The sequence below is a fragment of the Hyalangium ruber genome (assembly GCF_034259325.1).
Taxonomy (GTDB): Bacteria; Myxococcota; Myxococcia; order Myxococcales; family Myxococcaceae; genus Hyalangium_A; species Hyalangium_A rubrum.
In genome coordinates this window covers 242,396-263,942 of record NZ_JAXIVS010000007.1, presented here as the reverse complement: position 1 = coordinate 263,942, position 21,547 = coordinate 242,396, and the positions used below count along the sequence as shown (strand labels likewise).

Here is a 21,547-nt window from a genome sequence, read left to right as displayed (position 1 = left end):
ATGGTCGCCATACCCTCCTCCGATATCGCTCCTCGGCAGCAGCCCGAGCCCAGGAGCCCGCTGCACGCTCCCTCGCCCCACGAGAGTGGGCTGAAGCACACCAGCGGCGAAGCCCTCTATGTGGATGATCTGCCCACGCCGCCGGGCTCGCTGGTGGGCCTCGTCATCGCCTCGCCCCATGCCCACGCGCGCCTGGTGCGCCGGGATGCCACGCGGGCGCGGGCGCTGCCGGGAGTCCACGCCGTGCTCTTCGCCCAGGACATCCCCGGGGTGAACGACGTGTGCGCCGTCAAGGGCGTGCATGACGAGCCGCTGCTGGCGGTGGACGCGGTGTACTGCGTGGGGCAGTTGGTGGCGTTCGTGGTGGCCGAGAGCGCGGCGCTCTGCCGCCAGGCCGCCGCGCTGGTGGAGGTGGAGTACGAGGTGCTGCCGGCGATCCTCACCATCCGGGACGCGATCGCGAAGGAGTCCTTCCTTCCCCACCCGAAGTTCCCGGATCCGCACCGGATTCGCCGTGGGAATCCGGAGCAGGTGCTGCTCTCGGCCCCGGTGCGCATCCAGGGCGAGAGCATGACGGGCGCGCAGGACCACTTCTACCTGGAGACGCAGGTGTCGCTGGCGGTGCCGGAGGAGGACGGGGCGGTGCGCCTGTGGTCCTCCACGCAGCACCCCTCCGAGGTGCAGGAGAAGGTGGCGGAGGTGCTGGGGTTGGGCCGGCACCAGGTGACGGTGGAGGTGCCGCGCATGGGCGGCGGCTTCGGCGGCAAGGAGACGCAGGCGGCGCCCTTCGCGGCGCTCGCGGCGCTGGGAGCGGTGGTCACCCGCCGGCCGGTGAAGGTGTGGCTCAACCGGGACCAGGACATGGAGCGCACGGGCAAGCGCCACCCGTTCTGGGCTCGGTTCGACGCGGGCTTCGACACGGAGGGCCGGCTGCTGGCCATCAAGGCCGAGCTGGTGTCCGACGGCGGGTGGAGCAATGACCTGTCGCACGCCATCCTGGACCGGGCGATGTTCCACCTGGACAACGCCTACTTCCTGCCGGACGTGGACGTGCTGGGGAAGGTGGCGCGGACGAACTACCCCTCCAACACGGCGTTCCGAGGCTTCGGTGGGCCGCAGGGCATGTTCGTGATGGAGGAGGTGCTCAACCGCGCCGCCGAGCGGCTGGGGTTGGATCCGGCCGAGGTGCGGCGCCGCAACCTCTATCAGGGGCCGGAGCACCGCACGCACTACGAGCAGCCGGTGGAGGGCAACCGGCTACCGCGCATCCACGCGGAGCTGATGGCCTCCAGTGACTACGCGCGCCGCCGGGAGGAGATCGACGCGTTCAATGCCGGCTCCCGGTGGACCAAGCGCGGCATCGGCTACCAGCCGGTGAAGTTCGGCATCTCCTTCACCACGAGCTTCCTGAACCAGGCGGGCGCCTTCGTCGTCATCTACGCGGACGGCTCGGTGCAGCTCAACCACGGCGGCACGGAGATGGGGCAGGGCCTGCACACCAAGATGCGGGCCGTGTGCGCGCACGAGCTGGGTGTGCCCGTCGAGCGCGTGCGAGTCATGCACACCGCGACGGACAAGGTGCCCAACACCTCGGCGACGGCGGCCTCCAGCGGCTCGGACCTCAACGGCATGGCCATCCAGGCCGCCTGCGAGACGCTGCGCGAGCGGCTGCGGCCCGTCGCCGCGCGGCTCTTGCAGGTGGAGCGTGGCGCGGAGCTCGTGTTCTCCGGGGGCGGGGTGTTCCACCCGGAGCGAGCGCAGCGCCGGGTGAGCTTCGAGGAGGTGACGCAGGCGGCCTACCTGGCCCAGGTGTCCCTGTCCGCGACGGGGTACTACCGCACGCCGGACATCGGCTACGACCGGGCGACGGGCAGGGGCAAGCCCTTCCACTACTACGCCTTTGGCGCCGCCGTGGTGGAGGTGGAGGTGTCGGGCCTCACGGGCGAGCACCGCGTGCGTCGGGTGGACATCCTCCATGACGTGGGCAGCTCGCTGGTGCCCAGCATCGACAAGGGCCAGGTGGAGGGCGGCTTCATCCAGGGACTGGGGTGGCTCACCTGCGAGGAGGTCCTCTTCAACGCGAAGGGGCAGCTGCTGACCCACTCGCCGGACACGTACAAGATTCCGGCGCTGGGAGACGCGCCCGAGGACTTCCGAGTCGCGCTGCTGGAGCGCGCGCCCCAGGACAACACCATCCATGGCAGCAAGGCGGTGGGGGAGCCCCCGTTCATGCTCGCCATCGGCGCGGTGACGGCGCTGCGGCATGCCATCGCGGGGTTCGGTCCGCCGCGCACGGAGGTGCAGCTGGCCTCTCCAGCGACGCCCGAAGCCATCCTCCGCGCGGTGGAGGCCGCGAGAAGCACCGGGCGCTGAAGTTCGGGCGAACTTCGGGCTTCAGAGCACCCGGCGCGAGGGCACCAGCGCGTTGGCGATGAGCAGGCCCGCGGCGATGGCCACCGCCACCATCACCATGGAGAAGGCGGTGCCCACGCCGGCCAGGACGTCCCGGGCGAGCAGGGACTCCAGGCTGCGGAAGCCGAGGCTTCCCGGCACCAGGAGCATCATCCCGGGGACGATCGTCACCACCGACGGTCGGTTGCGCAGCCGCGCCAGCGCGTTGCTCGCCATGCCCAGCAGCAGCGCCCCCACGAAGGCTCCCAGTTCCGGGCCAAGGCCCTGGGCTCCGAACCTCGCTCCGCCGAAGGCGAGCCCTCCCAGGAGGATGATCCACACAGCGTCCTGGGGGCGCGCCCGGAAGAGGACGGTCACCGCCAGCGCCGCCACGGCCAGGGCCACCAGCGCCGTCCAGAGGGGCAGGGGCTCCGGAGCGGGCAGCGGCAGGGCTGGGGGCAGCAGCTCGGCCAGTTTCCCACCCAGGGCCACGCCGAAGGCGAGCTGGAGGAAGACCATCGCCGCGCCGATCAGCCGCGAGCTGCCCGAGATGAGGTTTCGCGTGGCCAGCTCATTGAGGGCCACCGTCAGCCCCAGTCCGGGCAGCAGCACGATGAGCCCCGAGAGGGTCGCCACCTGGACCGACAGCGGGCCGATGATACTGGCCGCCGTCACCGCGAGCGCCGAGGCTAGGAGCGCGGCCACGGGCTCCAGCACCCGGGCCGTCGTGGGTCGCGCCCGCGTGAGCTGCTCCAACACGCCGATGAGCAGGCTGCTCAGCGCCGCGACGCCCATCTCCCGAGGCCCTCCGCCGAAGAGCCGCGCCGCCGCCGCGGCGCCCACCGTCCAGCACAGCAGGGTGATGAGCGGGCCATAGCGCGTCGGCGCGGCGAGGATGGCCTCCACTCGCGCCGCGCCCGCCTCCGGGGTGAGCTTGCCCTGGATGACCTCGAGCGCGAGCGCATCCAGCAGCGTCAGTCGCTCGAGGTCCATGGCGCCGGGCTCGGTGCGGATGAGGCTCGTGCGCAGCGCCTCGGGCGGCCCGAACGAGGCGAAGATGGACGTGGGCGTGGAGAAGAAGCGCGCCTCGAGGCCGAGGCGCTCCGACACCTGCCGCATCTGCTCCTCCAGGCGGTGGGCTGGAGTGCCGTAGCGGTGGAGGGCCTGACCCAGTCGCAGCGTGAACGCTACCGCCGGGCCGGGGGGCGGCTCGCTCAACGAGGCGTGCTCTTCGGGTGGAATCACGCGCGGCACATGGCAGAGCCTCCGGGGCGAGTCAAACTCCCTGCTTGACGCTCGGGCCCCTTCGCTGTGCGCTGCTCCCCATGGAACTGCTCACCGCCCGGCTGAAGCTTCGTGAGTTCGTGGAGGAGGACTGGGGTGCCACCTGGCCTTACGAGTCCAATCCGGACGTCGTGCGCTATCAGTCCCATGGGGTGCGGACGCCGGAGGAGAGCCGCAAGTACATCCAGGACTCCATGGCCACGGCGCGCGAGTCACCCCGGCGAATCCATGACCTGGCCGTCGTCCTGAAGGAGGAGGGGACCCTCATCGGCCGCTGTGGGCTGAAGGTGACGGATGCCGAGCAGCGCGAAGGGGCGCTCTGGTTCATCCTCGATCCCTCGCGCTGGGGGAAGGGCTACATCCCCGAGGCGGCCGAGGCGATGCTGGACTTCGGTTTCGGGACGCTCGGGCTGCACCGGGTGTGGGGCGACTGCGATCCGCGCAACACCGCTTCGATTCGGGTGCAGGAGAAGCTGGGCATGCGCCGGGAGGCGCACTTCCGCGAGAACGTGTTCCTCAAGGGCGAGTGGTGCGACTCGCTCATCCACGCCATCCTCGACCGGGAGTGGGCCGCGCGCCCACGCCGCTAACGGAGGGGTGGCCGCCGGGAGCCCACTCCGCGCGCCCGGCAGCCACCTGAGCCCTGACGGCTCAGTGGATCTTCGACGTCAGGTCATCCAACGGTGCCAGCGGCGGGATGCGCGAGCCCGTGGGCGAGGCCAGGGTTTCGGAGCGGTCTGACTCCTCGAAGCCCGGACGCTCGGCCCCCATCAGGCCTTCCGAGCTTCCCATGTAGCCCATCGTCGAGCTGTCCATGGAGCTGCTCATGGAACTGCTGGAGGCACTCACGTCTCCCGCATTGCCCTGAAGCTTCTGCTCGAGCTGGTCCCCCAACTGGGAGAGGCTCTCCTGCGCCTTGCGCTTGGCGGGCTCGATGAGCTGGCGCTCGCGGTTGCTCACAGGCAGGAGCATGGAGGCGAACATGCCCAGCGCGATGCCACCTATCGCGAGCATCAGGGGTTGGCTCTCCAGGGTCCGGTCAAACCAGTCCGAGGTCCGGACCTTCATCTCACCGCCAGAGGGGATTCTCTCGCGAAGGTGCGAGGCCTGGTCGCGAACCTGCCCCACGGCGCCCACGGCCTTGTCCTTCAGCTCGTGCGCCTTGTCCTTCACCGAGTGCATGGCTTCCGAGGGGTCATAGCCATCGCCCGCGCGCTCCTCGCGAACGGCGAACGCCTTCTTCATGAGGACCGCACCCACGCCGGCCCCGAGAATGGCCCCCAGGAGGCTCCAGCCTCGCGGGGTGTCCGCCCGCTCCTTCAACTCCATCGTCCTGTTCATCACCGCCTCCTTGGCGCGCGTCTTGATCTCGGTGGCTTTCTCCACCGCCACATCCTTGGCTTGCTGCTTCAGCTCGCCGGCCTTCTCCGTGGCCAGCTCCTTGGCCTTCTCCTTCCACTCGGACACCTTCTCCGAGGCGATTTCCTTCACCCGCTCGGGCTGGGCGTGGAGCGCCAGCTCGTCGGCGATCTCGCTCATGCGTGCCCGTGCATCTGCGATTTCATGGAGTGCATGGTCCTGTTCGCCCATTGTCCGTCCTCCTTGAGGGTTTGAAGGGTCTTCGTGGGTCCGTGAACTGTCTTCATCCGCTGGAGGCCGAGGTAGGCGATGCCCGCGCCACCGGCGAGCAACACCACCGCGACGAGCAGCGCCGACAGCCACAGCGGCATGACGCCCGCCAGCGCGATGACGAGGAAGGCGACGAAGGTGAACGCTCCCAGGAGCACCACCAGGCCACCGCCCGCCGTCAGGCCCACGCCGACCGACGCCTTCTTCACTTCCGTTTTCACCTCGGCCCGCGCGAGCTGCACCTCCGCGCGCACCAGGCGCCGGCCCTGGTCGAGAAGCTCGGAGACGAGCTCCTTGATGGGCCGGGACGGCTCACGCTCCACCCCAGCGGACTGGAAGGAGGAGGAGCCGTTCGTGCTCTGTCCGTTCGTTCGAGAGTCGTAAGGTTCCATGGCGCCCTCGGTCAGATCTTCAGGACGCGACCCGCGAGGAAGCCAATGGCCACGCAGCCGGCGATGAAGAGCCCGGGGCGCTGACGGATCTGCGTCTGCGCGTCGCGAATCAGCTCCTCGGTGGAACCCTTCTCCAGGCGGTCCGACACCTTGTGGATGACCTGGACGGCGCTCTCCACCAGGGGTTGTACGGCGCCGAGGTTTCCCTCCTTGCCCACGCCCTGCAGCGAGTCGGCGATGCCATGCAGGCTCTTGATGAACTCCTCCTTCTTGTCATCCACCTGGTGATAGACGCGCTCGCGCGTGACACCGCCCAGTCGCTTCACCTGCTCCTTGCCGGCCTGCGCGATTCCGGCGCCTGTCCCGGCCTGGCCGGAGATGTCTCCGCCGAGCCCGGGTTTGTTCACGTAGCTGGATCCTTGGATCCCACTGCCTTCGATGAAACTGGCCATGTTGCCTCCCGTGAGTGGTGCGCCATCGCGGCAGGGTTCCGCCCGCCCGCACGACGCCTCATGTAGAGAAAGCTATGCACGGCGAGAGATCCGCCGGACGCGGGAGGCGCACCGCTCGCGGAGCAGGCGGCAGAGGCCAGGAGCGCATGCGCTGGAATGAAGCGCGGCGGTGTACGGTGGTCCACCTCGGGAATAAACCCGAGCAGGCGAGGACGTCACGGTGCGGAGGAAGAAGACCCCCCGGTGGCTGGAAGCAGCGCGGCGGCGCACGGAGCCGGTGCCGCCCGGTGGCCGGGCGGACTGGCTGTCGCGGGCGCTGGGGCGTGCGGGAGTAATGCCCCGGGCCGAAGCCGAGCGGGCCATTCAAGAGGGCCGGGTGGAGGTGGGGGGCCGGGTCGAACGGGAGCCCTTCGCGCCCGTGCCTCCCGGAGTCGAGGTGCGGGTGGACGGGCAGGTGCGTGGCCTCGATGCGCCGCTGCACGTGTTGATGTTCCACAAGCCCGCGGGCGTCGTCGTGGCGGGGACGGACCCGGAGGCGGTGGGGACGGTGTTCGAGCGCCTGCGCGCGGTGCTGCCCGCGGAGCTACGGGGCTTCGAGTGGTACGCGGTGGGGCGCCTGGACCGGGACACCACGGGCCTGCTGCTGTTCACCAACGAGGAGCGGGTGGTGCGGCACGGCACGGCCCCGGAGACGCACCTGCCCAAGCGCTACGTGGCCGAGGTGGCGGGGCGGCCCTCGGAGGAGGCCCTTGCGCGGCTGAGGCAGGGGCTGGTGTTGGACGATGGGCCGACGCTTCCCGCGCAGGCGCGGCTGCTGGCGCCGGATCGGGTGGAGCTGGTGCTCACCGAGGGGCGGCACCACCAGGTCAAGCGCATGCTGGCCGCGGTGGGGCACCCGGTGCGCACGCTGCACCGCGAGGCGGTGGGCTCCGTGGTGCTGGATGTGCCCGTGGGCTCCTGGCGGATGCTGGAAGGCCGTGAAGTCGCGGAGGGGCTCGGCTTCAGCGCCTGATCAGCGTGGGAGCTCGCGGGTTCGCTCGGAAGCGAGCGCTTCGGCCGTGAGCAGGCCGGTCCGCTCCACGTCATCCCAGAGCCGTCCTCGCAGGGTCTCCACCGTGGCGGCCAGGGCCTGGATGTCCGCGTGGGTGTACTCATTGAGCGGCACCATTTCCGCGTTCCGCACGCGCGCGCGCAGCGCCTCCAGTGCCCGGTGCTGCTCCTCCAGCGCTGCGAAGTAGGGCTCCACCACGCTGTGCAGGAACTCCCGTCGCCGCTGGCGCGCGGTCTCCTGCGTGTCCGCTTGGGTGGTGCGGACCAGCCGGAGTGCCTTGGTGCCGTCGTACACACGCAGCGCCAGCGCCACCCGTACATCCGCGCACTGTGCCAGCAGCGGGTTGAGGCCGGGCGGGTACGCATCCAGCCGGGCTTGGAAGGCCTTCACCCCATGGACGTACGCGTCCGCTTCTCCCGAGTAGAGGCCGAAGCGCAGGAAGAATCCCCGATACATGTCACGCGTGGCGTACTTCCAGGCCTCGCGGATGTCCTTCAGGTGGTAGTCCCGGAAGCCCCGCATGTACTCGAAGAGGTCTCGGATGTCCTTGCGGCTCCGGTAGGCCTCCGAGCGCTCCGCCTCAGTGGGGATCTCCGCGCGCACCGTCAGGGCGTCGAAGAGGGATCGGCTCGTCGCGCGCTCCGTGATGCCCATGTCGCGCAGCGCCTCATGGAAAGTGAGCGAGCCCACGTAGCGGGCCAGGGAGGGGACCTCCTGGTACAGCGTCCAGAAGCTGAAGAACGTCGCCTCGTCCTCCGAGGACTTCAGCGCCCGTGCGTACTGCTCGAAGGCAGGGCCTTCGGGGGGCGGGGCGGGAGGAACCGGCTCGCCCTCCACGTACCAGCGCTCGAAGTCGGCGGGAGGGGGCAGGGTGTGGTTGCCCAGCGCGAAGTGGAACGCGTCATGGGACCAGTGAAGCCCCTGGAGCGCCCGGTTCTCGCCACGGTCAGCCGCCATGAAGACGCGGAAGGCGGCCTTGAAGAAGGAGCGGTCCGCCTCGTTCTGGGGGTAGGCCACCCGTACGCCGTACTCGTGCTGTAGCAGCGTCATCAGCCGCGCGTAGGTGGGGGCCTGGAGCTGTTCCTGCTCGATGGAGGAGTACGTCTTCAGGCGCCGCTGCACCGTCGAGCCGTGCGTCATCGTGTCGAGGAACCCCAGCCGCGACTCGACAGGGGCCGTTCGGGCCTCTCGGAAGGGGTCCACGGCCAGCTCCGCTCCCAGCGTGAGCAGCCCGGAGACGATGACCGGATCTCGCACGCGGCCTTCGGCCACGGCACGCGAGAGCTCCGCCGCGCGGATGAGGAACACCTCGTCCGGGAGCGTGCGCAGCTCCGAGACATCCAACTCACAGGCGACGCGGTGGCGCACCTCGGCGCTCACGGCCGGCGCGGGCTCCGCCCCGGCTCCGAGCCGCCGCAGCGAACGTACCCCCACGGGCTGCCCGAGCGCCGAGCCGAGCCGACGGGCGACCAGCTCTTGAAGCGCCGTGTCCGATGGCAGTGCCCGGGTCTCGGCCTGCGTGAGGAAGAAGCCCGTCGCGTTCACATAGCGCGGGTGCATGGGCAGGTCGTAGAGCGGCTGGAGCACGCGGCGCTCCAGGGCGGCGACGCGGGTCTCGGACCACAGGACGAAGTACGTCTCGCCCCCATGGCGTACGAAGGGGAGGACCGTGAGGGACTGGCCCGTTCCCGGCGTCACCACTTCCCACCACTGTCCGTCCAGATGGACGCGGTGTGCATGGAGGAAGCGCAGCTCCGCGCCCGTGAGAGGCGGTCGCCGCCGGAACCCGGCCGCTGTCTGTGCATCCAGCGCGCGCTCGACGAAAGCCGCGAGCCGCTCCACGTCCCAGACCCGGGTTGGCTCGCGTTCGATCAGGGCGCGCGCTCCGGGAGAATCCTCCGGGGGAGGACGCGCCGGAGCCGTGACGGGACCCAGGAGGGCACGCAGCAGCAGGAGCAGATCCTCGCTGTGCGGATGAACTCCGGCCTCCACCTCGTTCAAGAGCGCGTCCGCCGGGCGGAAGAGGAGCCGATGGCGAGCCCCGTCCCATTCGACGTCGATCTCCGGAGAGGAAGGAGGGTGGATGGCGAGGAAGAGGGGAAGGGTGAGCTCGGTGAGGTAGCCGATGGAGCGCGCGTAGCTGGGCAGCGGGACCTTCAGGCGCTGCTCATCGATGGGGACGCGGGTGCGCGCGTTGAAGACGGAGCGGCCGTACTCGAGGATGTCACCGGTCTCATCCACGCCGCCGAAGTCGATGCCGATGGGCTCCAGGCCGAGCAGGGGCGCGCCGCGCAAGGCGCGAGAGGCACGCCGCCGCTGGAGCACGCCGACGTGCAACCGGCCCAGGTGTTCGAAGTAGGGGATGACCTGACGGGTGTCGAGTCGGCGGCGGCTGGCGACTTCGAAGACGGTGCCTTCCGCTTCCCAGGCACCGAAGGTGAGAAAGGAGGGCGTGCCGGAGAGGACTTCGCGAGCGGCTTCCGGAGTGGAGGAGGACACGGTGGAATCCACCTTTAGTTCGCCGAGGAGCCGAACCGCGACAGGAGCGTTTCCAACACCGCGGGTTCGTGAGGATTGTTGAAGTGGCGCCCACCGGGAGCGAGGGTGACCTCCGCGCCAAGCCGCTCCTCCCACAGGCGCCGGTTGCGGACATGATCCGCGGTGAACGGATCATTGTCCGACAGGAGCACCACGAAGCGGCGGGCCGCGGCGCGCACGCGCGCGAGCTCCACGGGCGTCTCGATCCACGGGACGATGCTCTCCCAGGGCTTGTCCACGTCCCACCAGCCCGCTACGAGCACCACGCCGTCGATGGCGTGCCCCGGCGGCAGGGTCGCCAGGTAGCGAATGATGGCCTGACACCCGACGCTGTGCCCCATGAGGACCGTGGAGGAGGCGGGCGCGGAACCCACGGAGCCGGCGAGTGCCCCCACCCACGCCTCGATGGTGGGCGTGGAGGGGTTGGGCATGTCGAGCGTGCGTACCGAAGCGAACCCCTGAGGGGACTCGCGAAGCTTTCCTTCGAGCCAGGCGTAGAAGTCGGTATCGGGCCGTCCAGCCCAGCGGGGGACGATGAAGAGGGATCGCTCCATGGTTCATGGAGTCTGCCCGTGGGCCCTGGCGGGCTCAACCTGCGCTCTCAATCAGCTTCCGGGTGTCCTCGGCGAGACCGAGGCTCTCAGGGAGGCTTCGTCCCAGCAGGTGCGTCACGGCAATCGCGAGTCCCACCGAGTTGGTGAGGAAGCAGGCACGCGCATCATTCAACCGTGAGAGATGCACGGGCTGCTCCACCACCGGGAGTCCAGCCACATGGCCTGCCTCCAGCAGCACTTCCCGGATGATGCCAGGGAGGCAGGGCGCATCGACAGGCGGGGTGACGAGCACCTCTCCGAGCTGGAGAAAGAGGTTGGCGTTGGGCACTTCGCACACCTCGCCCGCCTCATTGAGGAACACGGGCATGCGCTCCATGTGCAGGTGCTGCCGGAGGTACGAGAGGCTCTTGTGCTGGAGGGTACGGTCACCCCGCCGGTAGCAGGTGTCCTCCACCGAATCGAGGCTCCGCCCGTGGCGCTGAAGGTGCTCATGGTTCGGCGAAAGCGACCGGAAGGACAACAGCAGTCGTCCATCTCCCGCGGTGAGCTTGCCCACGCCGGTGAAGCCAGGCCCCAGGGCGGCATCCGCCTCCAGGCATCGACCCAGCGCCTCGCGCACGGCGGCGGGAGCGAGCACCTCGGCGGGAGGCCCGTGAACGCAGCCCCCATGTGCCGCCAGGCTCGTGCGCAGCCGGGCGAGGTGTCGCTCCAGGAACATGGGCGCACCGTCGCGAACGAGGAACGTCTCGAAGAAGCCCGCGCCGAAGAAGAACGCGGAAGGGAAGTCTTGGAGGCGCAGCTCCTCCAGCCGGTGTACCGCCCCATTCACCGCGACCGTGCCGAACATGCGGAAGGCCTCCCGGTGTCAGCGCCCCGTCGCCAGGAAGTTGGCGAGCAGTCGCTTCCCATCCTGCGTCAGGAAGGACTCGGGGTGGAACTGCACACCTTCGAGCCCTGGCAGCTCGCGGTGCCGCAGGCCCATGACGAGGCCGTCATACCAGGCCGTCACCTCCAGGCATTCGGGGAGGGTGGCGCGCTCCACCACCAGCGAGTGGTAGCGCGCGGCGACGAACGGCTGAGGCATGCCGCGAAAGACGCCCTGCCCGGTGTGCTCGACGGCCGCCGTCTTCCCGTGGACGGGCACCGGAGCGCGCACCACCTGGCCGCCGAACACCTCTCCGATGCACTGGTGCCCCAGGCACACGCCCAACAGGGGAACCCGGCCCGCGAAGGCACGGATGACCTCCAGGGAGACCCCCGCCTGTCGCGGCGTACACGGCCCCGGAGAGATGACGATGTGGTCCGGCCGCAGCGCCTCCACCTCCGCCACGGAGATGGCGTCATTGCGCACCACCTTCAGCTCCGCCCCCAGGCCGCCGAGCGCCTGCACGAGGTTGAAGGTGAAGGAGTCGAAGTTGTCGATGAGGAGGATCACGCCTTGGCCCCACAGGCGGACAGGGCGATGAGCTGCGAGCGCGCCTTGTGGAGCGTCTCCTTGTACTCCTGCCGAGGCTGCGAGTCGTGGACCACGCCGCCTCCGACCTGGGCGTAGGCCTTGCCGCCCTGGAGCACCAACGTGCGGATGACGATGTTGAGGTCCATTCCCCCCGCGAAGCCCAGGTAACCGATGGAGCCCGTGTAGAGGCCGCGGGCGTGGGGCTCCAGCTCGGTGATGATCTGCATGGTGCGGATCTTCGGGACGCCGGTGATGGTGCCGCCGGGGAAGACCGCGCCCACCACCTCCAGCAGGCCCACGCCGGGGGCCAGCGTGCCCACCACCTCGGACTCGATGTGCAGGACGTGGGCGTACTCGATGATCTCCATCAGCCGGGTCACCTCCACCGAGCCATAGGCGCACACGCGGCCGAGATCATTGCGCTCCAGGTCCACGAGCATGGCGTGCTCGGCGCGCTCCTTCTCGCTGGTGCGCAACTCCTGGGCGAAGCGGGCGTTCTCCTCGGCCGTACCCTTGCGGCGGGTGCCGGCGATGGGCCGCGTGGTGGCGCGTCCGTTCTCCACGCGCACCAGTCGCTCGGGCGAGGCGCTCACGACATGGAAGCCGTCGAACTCGAGGTAGCTGGCGAAGTGGACGGGGTTGGTGGCGCAGAGCGTCTCGTAGAGCGCGAGCGGTGCGCCGGAGTACTCCACCTCCAGGCGCTGGGAGAGGTTCACCTGGTAGGTGTCGCCCGCGCGGATGTACTCCTGCACGCGCTCCACGGAACGCAGGTAGCCCTCCAGCGTGAAGTTGGAGCGAGGCGTGAGGGTGGGCGCCTCCAGGGGTGGTGGCGCGGGCGGTGGCGTGGGGACCGCGCGGTGTACGCTCTCCTCCAGCGCATCGGCCCGGCGGACACAGTCATCGAAGTCGGAGCCGGAGGCCACCACGAGGAGGCTGTGCGTGAGGTGGTCCACCGCGAGGAATGTGTCCACGAAGTGGAAGGCGATATCCGGCAACCGCAGGTCGTCACGCGGGTGGCGAGGCAGCGCCTCGAAGTAGTGGTTTGCCTCGTAGCCGAAGAAGCCCACCGCGCCGCCGCAGAACAGAGGCATTCCCGGCAGTCGCACGCCACGCCAGCGCTGGAGCAGGGCCCGCAGGACCTCCAGCGGCTCGCCCGGGTGGGGCTCTCCCTGGACACGGCATGTTCTCTCCTTGGCGGTGAAGCTCAGGAAGGGCCGCGCGCCGAGGAAGGAGTAGCGCCCCTCGCTGGACACGCGAGAGCTCTCCAGCAGGAAGCGGCTGCCTTCCGGAAACACGCGCAGCAGATCCACGGGCCGCAGCGCGCCCAGCTCGAGCCGACGCACGAGCGGCACCTGGTTGTAGCCCTGGGCCACGAGCGCATCGAAGCGCTCCCGGTCAAGCGTGGGCGGAGAGGGCTCTGGCGGGAGCGGGGGGAGCATGCGTCGAGCCCTTCCTATCAGGAATGCCCGGGGCTGCCGGAAGGTGTACGTGAGCGAAGAGCAGGCAAGCAGGCTCCTCGAAGGGCTGGATAGAGTGTCCCGGTGAGCCTTGAAGCCTTCTTCCGTCTCTTCAGTGAACTGCCGCGCGAGGGTCCAGGAAGCGACGACGCGACGCGCGAAGCCCTCCGGCGTCTCCCCGCGCTCCCCGCCTCCCCTCGGGTGATCGACCTGGGCTGCGGGCCAGGGCGGCAGACGTTGGTGCTTGCCCGGGAGCTTGGGAGCCCCATCACCGCCGTGGACCTCCATGCCCCATTCCTCGCGGAACTGGAGGCAGCGGCGGAGCGAAGCGGCCTGCGTCACCTGGTGCGCACCCGGTGCGCTGACTTCGGGAGCCTCCAGGATCCTCCCGGCAGCTACGACCTGCTCTGGTCGGAGGGCGCCATCTACCACCTGGGCTGGTCGGAGGGGCTGAGGCGCTGGCGCCCGCTGCTCACCCCAAGTGGCTTGATGGCCGCGACCGAGGCCACCTGGCTCACGGACCATCCCCCCGCGGAAGCGGCGGCGTTCTGGCGGGAGGCCTACCCCACGATGGGGACCGTCACCACCAACGCCCAGGCGGCGAGAGGAGCAGGGTACGAGGTGCTGGACACCTTCCCCCTGCCGGCCTCGGCATGGTGGGACGATTACTACCGCCCGCTCCAGGGCCGCATGGCCACGCTTCGAGCCGAGGCGGCCACGGATCCGGCGCTCGCCGAAGTCATCGCCTCCACCGCTCGGGAGATCGAGCTCTACGAGCGCTTCGGGGACAGCTACGGCTACGTCTTCTACCTGCTCCGCGCGGCGTGACGACCGCTCAGGCGCGCCGCCTCACCACTTCGCCCCCGGCAGCGGCGCGGACTCCCGGAAGATGCGGATGAGACGGCCCTCGTCGAAGGCGTACTGGAAGCCGGTGGCCTCGCGGAAGCGCTTGGCGTCCACGACGATGGGGTACTTGATGTGGTCCAGCGCGCCCCGTGAGAGCGGAGGGAACCCCGCGCGCCCGAGCAATCGGGCGAGCAGGAACACGGGCATCGGCACGGGCGTGCGGCCCGTCTCGCGAATGATGACGGAGAACGGCACCGGAGGCGGTCCCGCGACGTTGAAGATGCCGCGCACGCGCTTCTCCAGCGCGAGCTGTACGGCGGTGACGACATCCTCCTCCTGCATCACCTGGAAGAGCGGGTCATAGCCGAGCACCATCGGCACGCGCCGGCCGCGCAGGAAGCCCGCGAGCGTGCCGGTGCCCGGAGCGCCCAGCGTGTAGCAGATGCGCAGCACGGCGGCCGTGATCTCGGGCATGCGCCACAGGGCAGTGGCGGCGAAGAGGTCGGCGGCGACGAGATCGGCCAGCTCCGGCACCTTCTCCAGGGCGCGAGGGGGCTCATCCTCGGTGTGGTAGAGCGGCGAGTCCGGCGCGGCGCCATAGAAGGTGTGGCGCCCCACGAAGAGCACCTGCTTCACGCCGTAGGCGCGGCAGTGGTCGAAGACGGCCTTGGTGCCGTCCAGGTTGATGCGGCCCCGCTCTCCGCCCCGCATGGTGAGGGCGGTGATGGTGGCCATATGCACCACGGCCTCGGGGCGGCGGCGGCGGAACACGTCCTCCGCGGCGCGCTTGCGCACGTCCACCCGGTGGAACTCGATGCCCTGGGGCGCGCTCGACCAGGGGCGGACGTCGATGCCAATCACCTCGTGCCCGGCGCTGTGCAGCCGCGTGGCCAGCTTCCGGGCGATGCCTCCCGCGATGCCGAGGATGAGGACCCTCATTCCGCCTTCCTCCGGCCGCGCGTCGCGCGCCCCTTCTCGATGAGCCCGGCGATGCGCGACTTCACCTGCTCCACGTACCCGGCGATGACCTCGTCGTCCTCGTCCCCGTTGCCGGAGAAGGTGAGCGGCTCGCCGTAGTGGATCTCCAGCGGCGCGGGCAGGGGGAGGGGCAGCAGATAGGGCGTGACGGGGATGTAGGGCACTCCGAGCAGGCGCCCCAGCCCATAGAGGTTGGCGACGGTGGGCAGCGCCGTGCCGCCGCCGAGGAAGGCAAAGGGGATGATGGGGCTGCGCGTCTGGAGGGCCAGGCGGATGAAGCCGGTGCCGAAGTCCACCAGCGAGTAGCGCTCGCTGTAGAGCTTGGCGGTGCCGCGCGCACCCTCGGGGAAGATCATGAGCAGCCGGTCGTCCTCGAGCAGCCGTCGCGCATGTTCGGGCAGGCCGGTGAACTGGCCGGTGCGGCTCGTCCAGAGGGAGGCGACGGGGAAGCGGTTGATGAACTTCTCGGCCATGCCCTGGGCGAGCCGGGGGGGCTCCATCTCCAGGAACATGGAGGTGAGGACCATGGCCCCATCCACGGCGTAGCCGCCGGAGTGGTTGCCCACCAGCATGCCGCGCCCCCGCGGCGGCACGTGCTCGATGCCGTAGCACTTCACCCGGAAGTAGTTCCGGTAGAGGACGGCGAGGACGGACGCCGCCAGGGCAATGTGCTTCTTGGAGATGCCATACGGATCCACGCCGAACTCGTTGAACGGCAGTTCCAGCCGGTCCGCCCGCTCTGCCATGGATTCATCGCGCGCCACGGACCGGCACCGTAGCACCCCGCAGGTAGGGAGGCTGCTGTCTTTCGGTGGCTCGGCTGGTGGCAGAGCGAGCCTCCAGGCACCCCGCTCCGTGGCGTGAGCGCGGCGCTTGGGCCCTGTCGCTCTCCCGAGTGCTTCCCCAGGCGAGAGGTTGGCGGGTGGCTACCTTTCGCTCATGGCGGAACAAGGCGCTGAGACGGCGGCGGGGGGCATCCGGTTGTGCGACTTCATCCAGGCACGCCAGGCCGCCATCCTGGAGGAGTGGGAGCGCCGCGCCCGGAGCCTCCCTGTCGCGAAGCACCTGCAGCGCGTGGCCTTGCGCGACCACATCCCGCAGATCCTGGAGCGCATCTCCCTCGTGGTGGGCTCCAGCTACCCAGGCACGCGCGGCAAGCTGGAGGAGCTTCCGGACAAGCATGCCCTGGAGCGGCTGGACGAGGGCTATGACCTGCGAACGGCCACCGAGGAGCTGAGTGCCCTGCGAGACACCATCCTGGAGCTCTGGGAGCAGGAGGTGGCGGTGGGCATCAGCGTCCGCGAGGTGCGGCAGCTCGACCGGGCCATCGACGAGACCATCACCGCCTCGGCGACCCGGTTCTCCCTGGCGCGCGAGCGCACGCTGCGCGCCCTGGATCGGGTCTCCTCGGCGGCGCTGGGGACGGGGGACCTGAACACCTTCCTTCCCCAGCTGATGACGGTCCTGCTGGAGACGGTCGCCGCGGTGGACTCGGTGGCGATCCTCCTGAGGGATGAGCAGGACACCCTGCGCGTGCGCGCGGCGATGGGGCTCGAGCAGGAGCGGCTGCAGGGCGGCTCCACGCGGGTGGGGGAGGGGTTCGCGGGCACGGTGGCCGCCCGGCGTGAGCCGCTGCTGCTGCGCGACGCCGCCGTGGATCCGCTGGCGCGTGGCGCGAGCGCTCGGGGCCGGGGCATCCACGCGCTCTATGGGGTACCGCTCATCCACGAGGATCGGGTGATTGGCGTGGCCTACATGGGCTCGTGTACCGCCTACGATTTCTCGGAGGACGACCAGCAGCTGTTGCGGATGATGGCGCAGCGCGCCACCTCGCTCATCGTCCAGGCGCAGCTCACCGAGCGGCTGCGGCAGAGCGAGGCGCGGCTGCAGGCCATCGTGGACCATGCCGGGGCCGCCATCTACGTGAAGGACGCCGAGGGCCGGTTGCTGGTCACCAACCGCCACATGGAGGCCCGGCTGGGCCGTCCGCGCGAGGAGCTGATTGGAAAGCGGGACGAGGAGCTGTGGCCCGAGGAGGTGGCCCGGACCCTGCGGGCCACGGACCTTCGGGCGCTCGCGGGAGGGGTCCCCGTGACGGTCGAGGAGGTCGTCCCCGGGGAGGACGGGCCGCACACCTATCTCTCGGTGAAGTTCCCGCTGCCGGCCGAGCACGGCCGTCCCGCCGCCCTGGGCAGCATCTCCACGGACATCACCGAGCGCAAGCAGGTGGAGGAGGCGCTGCTCGAGACGAGCGAGCGCATGAGGGCCATCCTCGACACGGCGGTGGACAGCATCATCACCATCGACGAGCACGGAGTGATGCAGGGGGTGAACGCGGCCACGACGCGGCTGTTCGGGTATGCGCCGGAAGAGCTGCTGGGGTGCGACGTGAGCATGCTGATGCCCGAGCCCTACCGTCGCGAGCATGACCGGTACATCCGCAACTACCTGCGTACGGGGGTGCGGAAGGTCATCGGCATTGGTCGCGAGGTGCTGGGCCGGCGCAAGGACGGGAGCGTCTTTCCCATGGAGCTGGCGGTCAGCGAGACGCGGCTGGCGCGAGGGCGCGTGTTCACCGGCCTCGTTCGGGACATCAGCCAGCGCAAGGAGGCCGAGCGCTCGCAGGCCCTGCTCGTGGAGGCAGGCACGGTGCTCGCGCAGTCGTTGGACGTACACACCATTCTGCGCAACATCGCCTCCCTGGTGGTCACACACCTGTCGGACTACTGCATGATGGATCTGCTGGGAGAGGACGGGCAGTTGCACCGGCTGGAGGTGCTGTCGAGGGATCCCGCCCACAAGGAGCTCATCCGCCAGGTCATGCCTTTCTCCCCGCGGCTCGGTTCCGAGAGCCCGGTGGCCCGGGTGTTCGAGACGGGCGAGATGGCCGTGGTCGACATCACCTCCGAGTGGCTGGACCGCGCCGCGCGCAACGCGGAGCACCGGGCCGTGCTGGAGGAGCTCGCGCCTCGCTCCTCCGTCATCCTCCCGCTGAAGGCCCGGGGCCGGATGCTGGGGGTGCTCAACCTGGCATCGCGGGAGCCGGGGCGCATGGCGCGCCCCTCCCTGGTGACGGTGGCGCAAGGGGTCGCGGACCGGGCGGCGATCGCCATCGACAACGCGCGGCTCTACCAGGAGGCCCGGGAGGCGGTGCGCGTGCGCGAGGACGTGGTGGCCATCGTCAGCCATGACCTGCGCAACCCCCTGAACGCCATCTCGCTGTCGGCCTCGACGCTCATCAAGCGCGAGGACCTCGACGCGCGCACCGCGAAGGCGGCCACGCGCATCTACGCGGCGGCGGACCGGGCACACCGGCTCATCCGGGACTTGCTGGATTTCACGCAGGCGCGCGTGGGGGGCATTCCCATCCACCCCCAGCCGGTGGAGCTGGGGGGGCTGGCCCGGCAGGTGGTGGAGGAGATTCGGTCCGCCTACCCCGAGCGGCACCTCGAGCTCCGCGTGGAGGCGGGGAGCTGGGTGGAGGCCGATCCGGATCGGCTGGCGCAGGTGATGGCGAACCTGCTGGGCAACGCGATGCAGCACAGCCCCCCGGACTCACCCATCCAGGCGTCGGCCCGGGTGGAAGGGGAGGGCGTGCTCTTCGAGGTCCACAACCTGGGCGCGCCCATCTCCGCGGAGGTGTTCCCGACGCTGTTCGAGCCCTTCCAGCGGGGGCAGGAGCACCGGACGGGGAGTCGAGGCAGCCTGGGGTTGGGGCTCTTCATCTCCCGGCAGATCGTCGAAGCGCACCGGGGGAACATCGAGGTGCGCTCCCACGAGGGGGATGGCACCACCTTTACGGTGAGGTTGCCCCTCCGTCCCAGGAGTTAGTGCGGGGGCGACCCTCCAGGGCGCCGCGCTGGGGGCGGACGACACAGAAGCGGTGGCCGGTGGGGGCCTCCATGACCCACCAGCGCTGGCGGACGAAGGCCACCCGCTTGGCGCCGAGCGCCTCCAGGCGCTTCACCTCGGCATCCAAATCATCGGCTTCGATGTCCAGGTGTACGCGGCTTTCGTGATCTACCTTTTGTAAGAGGATGATGGGCTCATCGTCCCCGGTGGACAGCTCGCGGTAGTTGCCGCTATCGGGCGAGGGGGGCACGACGGGTTTGCCGAACGCGCTGCTCCAGAAGGTCGCGGCGGCGTCAATGTCATCGACCTTGCAGTCGATGACGAGGGCACAGAAGCGGCTACGGTGCATGGGGGCTCCGAGGGGTGGGGTTGCGGATGCTCCTCGATGCGGCCTATGGCGTCGAGCCAGAACCTCCATGGCGACGATGATGAAGGCCAAGGCGAAGCAGGGCAGTGCTCCGGTGACCACGGCCGAGCGGCTCGGGAGTCTCCTCAAGTCCGCGCGCGACATCATGCGCAAGGACAAGGGGCTCAACGGGGACCTGGATCGACTGCCCATGCTCACGTGGATCCTGTTCCTGAAGTTCCTCGACGACATGGAGGCGCTTCGGGAGGCGGAGGCCCGGCGCGAGGGCAAGCGGCTCAAGCCCGCGATCGAGGCCCCCTACCGCTGGCGCGACTGGGCCGCCAAGGAGGACGGAATCACCGGCGAGGAGCTCATCGCCTTCATCAACCAGGAGCGGTGCCGCCGCCCGGATGGCTCGAGGGGCGCGGGCCTGTTCTCCTACTTGAGGAGCCTGCGCGGCGCGAAGGACGGGGACCGTCGGGATGTGATCGCCACCGTGTTCAAGGGCACGGTCAACCGGATGATCAACGGGTACCTGCTGCGAGATGTCCTCAACAAGGTGAACGGCATCCACTTCACCGCGTCCGAGGAGATCCACACGCTGGGGAACTTCTACGAGTCGATGCTCAAGGAGATGGGGGACGGAGCGGGCGACTCGGGCGAGTTCTACACGCCGCGGTCGGTGGTCCGGTTCATGGTGCGGATGGTCGAGCCCAAGCTCGGAGAGCGGGTGCTCGATCCCGCGTGTGGGACGGGCGGATTCCTCGTCGAGGCGTTCCAGCACCTCTCGGCGCAGTGCAGGACGAGCCGGCAGAGGACCCAGCTCCAGGCCGACTCCATCCTGGGCGGTGAAGCCAAGCCGCTGCCCTACATGCTGGCGCAGATGAACCTGCTGCTCCATGGGCTGGAGTCCCCGCGAATCGTGCTGGGCAACAGCCTGGCCACGCCGCTGCGGGAGATCGGCCCGAAGGACCGCGTCGACGTCATCCTCACCAATCCGCCGTTTGGCGGGGAAGAGGAGCGGGGCATCCTCGAGAACTTTCCCGAGGACAAGCAGACGGCGGAGACCGCGCTGTTGTTCCTGCAGCTCATCATGTGGAGGTTGAGGCGGGGCGACCAGCCCGGGCGCGCGGCGATCGTCGTCTCGGACGGGTTCCTGTCGACGAAGGGGGTTGCCGCGCGCATCAAGAGCCAGCTGCTCTCGGAGTGCAACCTGCACACGGTGGTGCGGTTGCCTCGCGGCGTCTTCACGCCCTACACCCCCATCGCGTCGAACCTGCTGTTCTTCGATCGGTCGGGTCCCACGAAGGAGGTGTGGTTCTACGAGGTGCCGGGGCCGACGGATCGCCACATGTACTCGAAGACCCGGCCCTTCCGGTTCGAGGAGTTCACCCCCTGCATCGAGTGGTGGCGCGCGCGCGCCGAGGGGCCTCATTCCTGGCGCGTACCCGTGGAGGAGCTGGTCGCGCGGGACTTCGACCTGGATGTGCCGAATCCTCGGGTGCGGAAGGAGGTCGAAGCCCATTCGCCGACGGAGCTGTTCCGGCGCGCGGCGGAGGTCTCGAAGCAGGTGGCGGCACGCAGCGAGCGCGCGCTGGAGCTCCTACGGGACATGTCGCCTCAAGGCTCGGAGCGTCCGCTCTCGGACTGCCTGAAGCTTCGCAAGGAGTTCATCGAGATCGAGGACGCGGTGGAGTACACGCTGCTCACGGTCCAGCTCCACGGCCGGGGCCTCGCGTTCCGAGGGAAGAAGCGAGGCGCGGAGATAAAGACCCGGCGGCAGCAGGTGGTGCGCAAGGACGACCTCATCGTCGCGGAGATCGACGCGAAGCTGGGAGGCTTCGGCCTCGTGCCCGCGGAGCTGGAGGGCGCCATCGTGAGCAGCCACTACTTCGTCTACGAGATCGACCGCGCGGTGGCGCTCCCGGAGTACCTGGACTGGTACATGCGGTCGGGAATCCCGGAGGCGGACATCCGGCCCTTCGTGAAGGGCTCGACGAACTACGCCGCGATCCGGGCGCATCACTTCCCGCTGCTGCGGTTGCCCCTGCCTTCGGTGGAGGTGCAGCGTCGCCTCGTGGCCGAAGTGGCGCGGGCCGCGGCGGAGCTGGCGGAGCTGGTGAAGCTGCAGGACGAAGCGCTGAAGCTCCTGGGCGGCGTCCTGCCCGCGAGCCTGCGAGGCCTCTTCACCGCGCCCAGGGCTTGACGGGTGCCCTGCCAGTCCATTGGCATTTTGCTCATCTATTGGTCGCGGGGCTGACGCGCGCGCGGCGTGCCGGTAGAGCAGACGCACGCATCACCCCACCCGCCTCACGAAAGGA

Annotated in this window: 18 protein-coding genes; 6 read left to right on the top strand and 12 right to left on the bottom strand. The window is 69.7% G+C overall.

Features of this window, described 5'->3' with window-relative positions; genetic code table 11:
• Positions 1 to 2,373, top strand: coding sequence for a xanthine dehydrogenase molybdopterin binding subunit (xdhB, locus tag SYV04_RS21760; protein ID WP_321547775.1), 2,373 nt, complete (start codon positions 1 to 3; stop codon positions 2,371 to 2,373).
• A gap of 21 nt (positions 2,374 to 2,394) precedes the next feature.
• Here xdhB and SYV04_RS21755 read toward each other — a convergent pair whose 3' ends face one another.
• Positions 2,395 to 3,636, bottom strand: coding sequence for a threonine/serine exporter family protein (locus tag SYV04_RS21755; RefSeq protein WP_422723960.1), 1,242 nt, complete (start codon positions 3,634 to 3,636; stop codon positions 2,395 to 2,397).
• An 80-nt stretch (positions 3,637 to 3,716) separates the two neighbouring features.
• Here SYV04_RS21755 and SYV04_RS21750 point away from each other — a divergent pair, with 80 nt between their 5' ends.
• Positions 3,717 to 4,265, top strand: coding sequence for a GNAT family N-acetyltransferase (locus tag SYV04_RS21750; RefSeq protein ID WP_321547774.1), 549 nt, complete (start codon positions 3,717 to 3,719; stop codon positions 4,263 to 4,265).
• Positions 4,266 to 4,326: 61 nt separating this feature from the next.
• Here the strand turns inward: SYV04_RS21750 and SYV04_RS21745 are convergent, their stop codons facing one another.
• Genes SYV04_RS21745 through SYV04_RS21735 form a run of 3 tightly spaced genes read right to left on the bottom strand, consistent with a single transcriptional unit; the run spans position 4,327 to position 6,148 of the window.
• Entirely contained in the window at positions 4,327 to 5,214 is an 888-nt protein-coding gene (locus SYV04_RS21745) for a hypothetical protein (protein WP_321547773.1), read from the bottom strand.
• Positions 5,211 to 5,696, bottom strand: a complete 486-nt coding sequence (locus tag SYV04_RS21740; protein ID WP_321547772.1) for a phage holin family protein — start codon at positions 5,694 to 5,696, stop codon at positions 5,211 to 5,213. The genes SYV04_RS21745 and SYV04_RS21740 overlap by 4 nt, the downstream gene beginning before the upstream one ends.
• 11 nt (positions 5,697 to 5,707) lie before the next feature.
• Positions 5,708 to 6,148 carry a hypothetical protein gene (locus SYV04_RS21735; protein ID WP_321547771.1) on the bottom strand — a complete coding sequence of 147 codons (441 nt, stop codon included), beginning with the start codon at positions 6,146 to 6,148 and terminating at the stop codon, positions 5,708 to 5,710.
• 220 nt (positions 6,149 to 6,368) lie between these two features.
• Between SYV04_RS21735 and SYV04_RS21730 the strand changes: the two genes are divergently transcribed.
• Positions 6,369 to 7,160: a pseudouridine synthase gene (locus SYV04_RS21730; RefSeq protein WP_321547770.1), complete on the top strand. Its 792-nt coding sequence runs from the start codon at positions 6,369 to 6,371 to the stop codon at positions 7,158 to 7,160.
• Here SYV04_RS21730 and SYV04_RS21725 read toward each other — a convergent pair whose 3' ends face one another.
• From SYV04_RS21725 to SYV04_RS21705, 5 genes are read right to left on the bottom strand one after another with little or no spacing between them, the layout of a single operon-like run.
• Positions 7,161 to 9,698, bottom strand: coding sequence for a hypothetical protein (locus SYV04_RS21725; RefSeq protein WP_321547769.1), 2,538 nt, complete (start codon positions 9,696 to 9,698; stop codon positions 7,161 to 7,163).
• Positions 9,699 to 9,712: 14 nt separating this feature from the next.
• Complete coding sequence (locus SYV04_RS21720) at positions 9,713 to 10,291, bottom strand: RBBP9/YdeN family alpha/beta hydrolase (RefSeq protein ID WP_321547768.1); 579 nt, start codon at positions 10,289 to 10,291, stop codon at positions 9,713 to 9,715.
• A gap of 34 nt (positions 10,292 to 10,325) precedes the next feature.
• Positions 10,326 to 11,138: an aminotransferase class IV gene (locus SYV04_RS21715; RefSeq protein ID WP_321547767.1), complete on the bottom strand. Its 813-nt coding sequence runs from the start codon at positions 11,136 to 11,138 to the stop codon at positions 10,326 to 10,328.
• Between the two features lie 18 nt (positions 11,139 to 11,156).
• On the bottom strand, positions 11,157 to 11,726 hold the full coding sequence (locus SYV04_RS21710; RefSeq protein ID WP_321547766.1) for an anthranilate synthase component II: 570 nt from the start codon (positions 11,724 to 11,726) through the stop codon (positions 11,157 to 11,159).
• Positions 11,723 to 13,186 carry an anthranilate synthase component I family protein gene (locus SYV04_RS21705; protein WP_321547765.1) on the bottom strand — a complete coding sequence of 488 codons (1,464 nt, stop codon included), beginning with the start codon at positions 13,184 to 13,186 and terminating at the stop codon, positions 11,723 to 11,725. Before SYV04_RS21705 ends, SYV04_RS21710 begins: the two co-directional genes overlap by 4 nt.
• Positions 13,187 to 13,288: 102 nt before the next feature.
• Here SYV04_RS21705 and SYV04_RS21700 point away from each other — a divergent pair, with 102 nt between their 5' ends.
• On the top strand, positions 13,289 to 14,032 hold the full coding sequence (locus SYV04_RS21700) for an SAM-dependent methyltransferase (protein ID WP_321547764.1): 744 nt from the start codon (positions 13,289 to 13,291) through the stop codon (positions 14,030 to 14,032).
• A 21-nt stretch (positions 14,033 to 14,053) separates the two neighbouring features.
• On the opposite strand, the gene SYV04_RS21695 is transcribed toward SYV04_RS21700, so the two are convergent.
• Entirely contained in the window at positions 14,054 to 14,989 is a 936-nt protein-coding gene (locus SYV04_RS21695; protein WP_321547763.1) for an SDR family oxidoreductase, read from the bottom strand.
• Positions 14,986 to 15,774, bottom strand: coding sequence for a lysophospholipid acyltransferase family protein (locus SYV04_RS21690; protein ID WP_321547762.1), 789 nt, complete (start codon positions 15,772 to 15,774; stop codon positions 14,986 to 14,988). Before SYV04_RS21690 ends, SYV04_RS21695 begins: the two co-directional genes overlap by 4 nt.
• Before the next feature lie 193 nt (positions 15,775 to 15,967).
• On the opposite strand from SYV04_RS21690, the gene SYV04_RS21685 reads away from it, so the two are divergent.
• Positions 15,968 to 18,859 (top strand): PAS domain S-box protein, encoded by a 2,892-nt coding sequence (locus SYV04_RS21685; protein ID WP_321547761.1) that lies wholly within the window; start codon positions 15,968 to 15,970, stop codon positions 18,857 to 18,859.
• Here the strand turns inward: SYV04_RS21685 and SYV04_RS21680 are convergent.
• On the bottom strand, positions 18,825 to 19,229 hold the full coding sequence (locus SYV04_RS21680) for a VOC family protein (protein WP_321547760.1): 405 nt from the start codon (positions 19,227 to 19,229) through the stop codon (positions 18,825 to 18,827). The genes SYV04_RS21685 and SYV04_RS21680 overlap by 35 nt on opposite strands.
• A gap of 67 nt (positions 19,230 to 19,296) precedes the next feature.
• Between SYV04_RS21680 and SYV04_RS21675 the strand changes: the two genes are divergently transcribed.
• Entirely contained in the window at positions 19,297 to 21,432 is a 2,136-nt protein-coding gene (locus SYV04_RS21675) for an N-6 DNA methylase (RefSeq protein WP_321547759.1), read from the top strand.
• The last annotated feature ends 115 nt before the right edge of the window (positions 21,433 to 21,547 follow it).

What these genes read in the sequence shown, in the direction of transcription:
- xdhB (WP_321547775.1), top strand. Translation starts at nt 1, where the DNA reads ATGGTCGCCATACCCTCCTCCGATATCGCTCCTCGGCAGCAGCCCGAG.
- SYV04_RS21750 (WP_321547774.1), top strand. Translation starts at nt 3,717, where the DNA reads ATGGAACTGCTCACCGCCCGGCTGAAGCTTCGTGAGTTCGTGGAGGAG.
- SYV04_RS21745 (WP_321547773.1), bottom strand. Translation starts at nt 5,214, where the DNA reads ATGAGCGAGATCGCCGACGAGCTGGCGCTCCACGCCCAGCCCGAGCGG.
- SYV04_RS21740 (WP_321547772.1), bottom strand. Translation starts at nt 5,696, where the DNA reads ATGGAACCTTACGACTCTCGAACGAACGGACAGAGCACGAACGGCTCC.
- SYV04_RS21735 (WP_321547771.1), bottom strand. Translation starts at nt 6,148, where the DNA reads ATGGCCAGTTTCATCGAAGGCAGTGGGATCCAAGGATCCAGCTACGTG.
- SYV04_RS21720 (WP_321547768.1), bottom strand. Translation starts at nt 10,291, where the DNA reads ATGGAGCGATCCCTCTTCATCGTCCCCCGCTGGGCTGGACGGCCCGAT.
- SYV04_RS21715 (WP_321547767.1), bottom strand. Translation starts at nt 11,138, where the DNA reads ATGTTCGGCACGGTCGCGGTGAATGGGGCGGTACACCGGCTGGAGGAG.
- SYV04_RS21705 (WP_321547765.1), bottom strand. Translation starts at nt 13,186, where the DNA reads ATGCTCCCCCCGCTCCCGCCAGAGCCCTCTCCGCCCACGCTTGACCGG.
- SYV04_RS21695 (WP_321547763.1), bottom strand. Translation starts at nt 14,989, where the DNA reads ATGAGGGTCCTCATCCTCGGCATCGCGGGAGGCATCGCCCGGAAGCTG.
- SYV04_RS21690 (WP_321547762.1), bottom strand. Translation starts at nt 15,774, where the DNA reads ATGGCAGAGCGGGCGGACCGGCTGGAACTGCCGTTCAACGAGTTCGGC.
- SYV04_RS21685 (WP_321547761.1), top strand. Translation starts at nt 15,968, where the DNA reads ATGGCGGAACAAGGCGCTGAGACGGCGGCGGGGGGCATCCGGTTGTGC.
- SYV04_RS21680 (WP_321547760.1), bottom strand. Translation starts at nt 19,229, where the DNA reads ATGCACCGTAGCCGCTTCTGTGCCCTCGTCATCGACTGCAAGGTCGAT.
- SYV04_RS21675 (WP_321547759.1), top strand. Translation starts at nt 19,297, where the DNA reads ATGGCGACGATGATGAAGGCCAAGGCGAAGCAGGGCAGTGCTCCGGTG.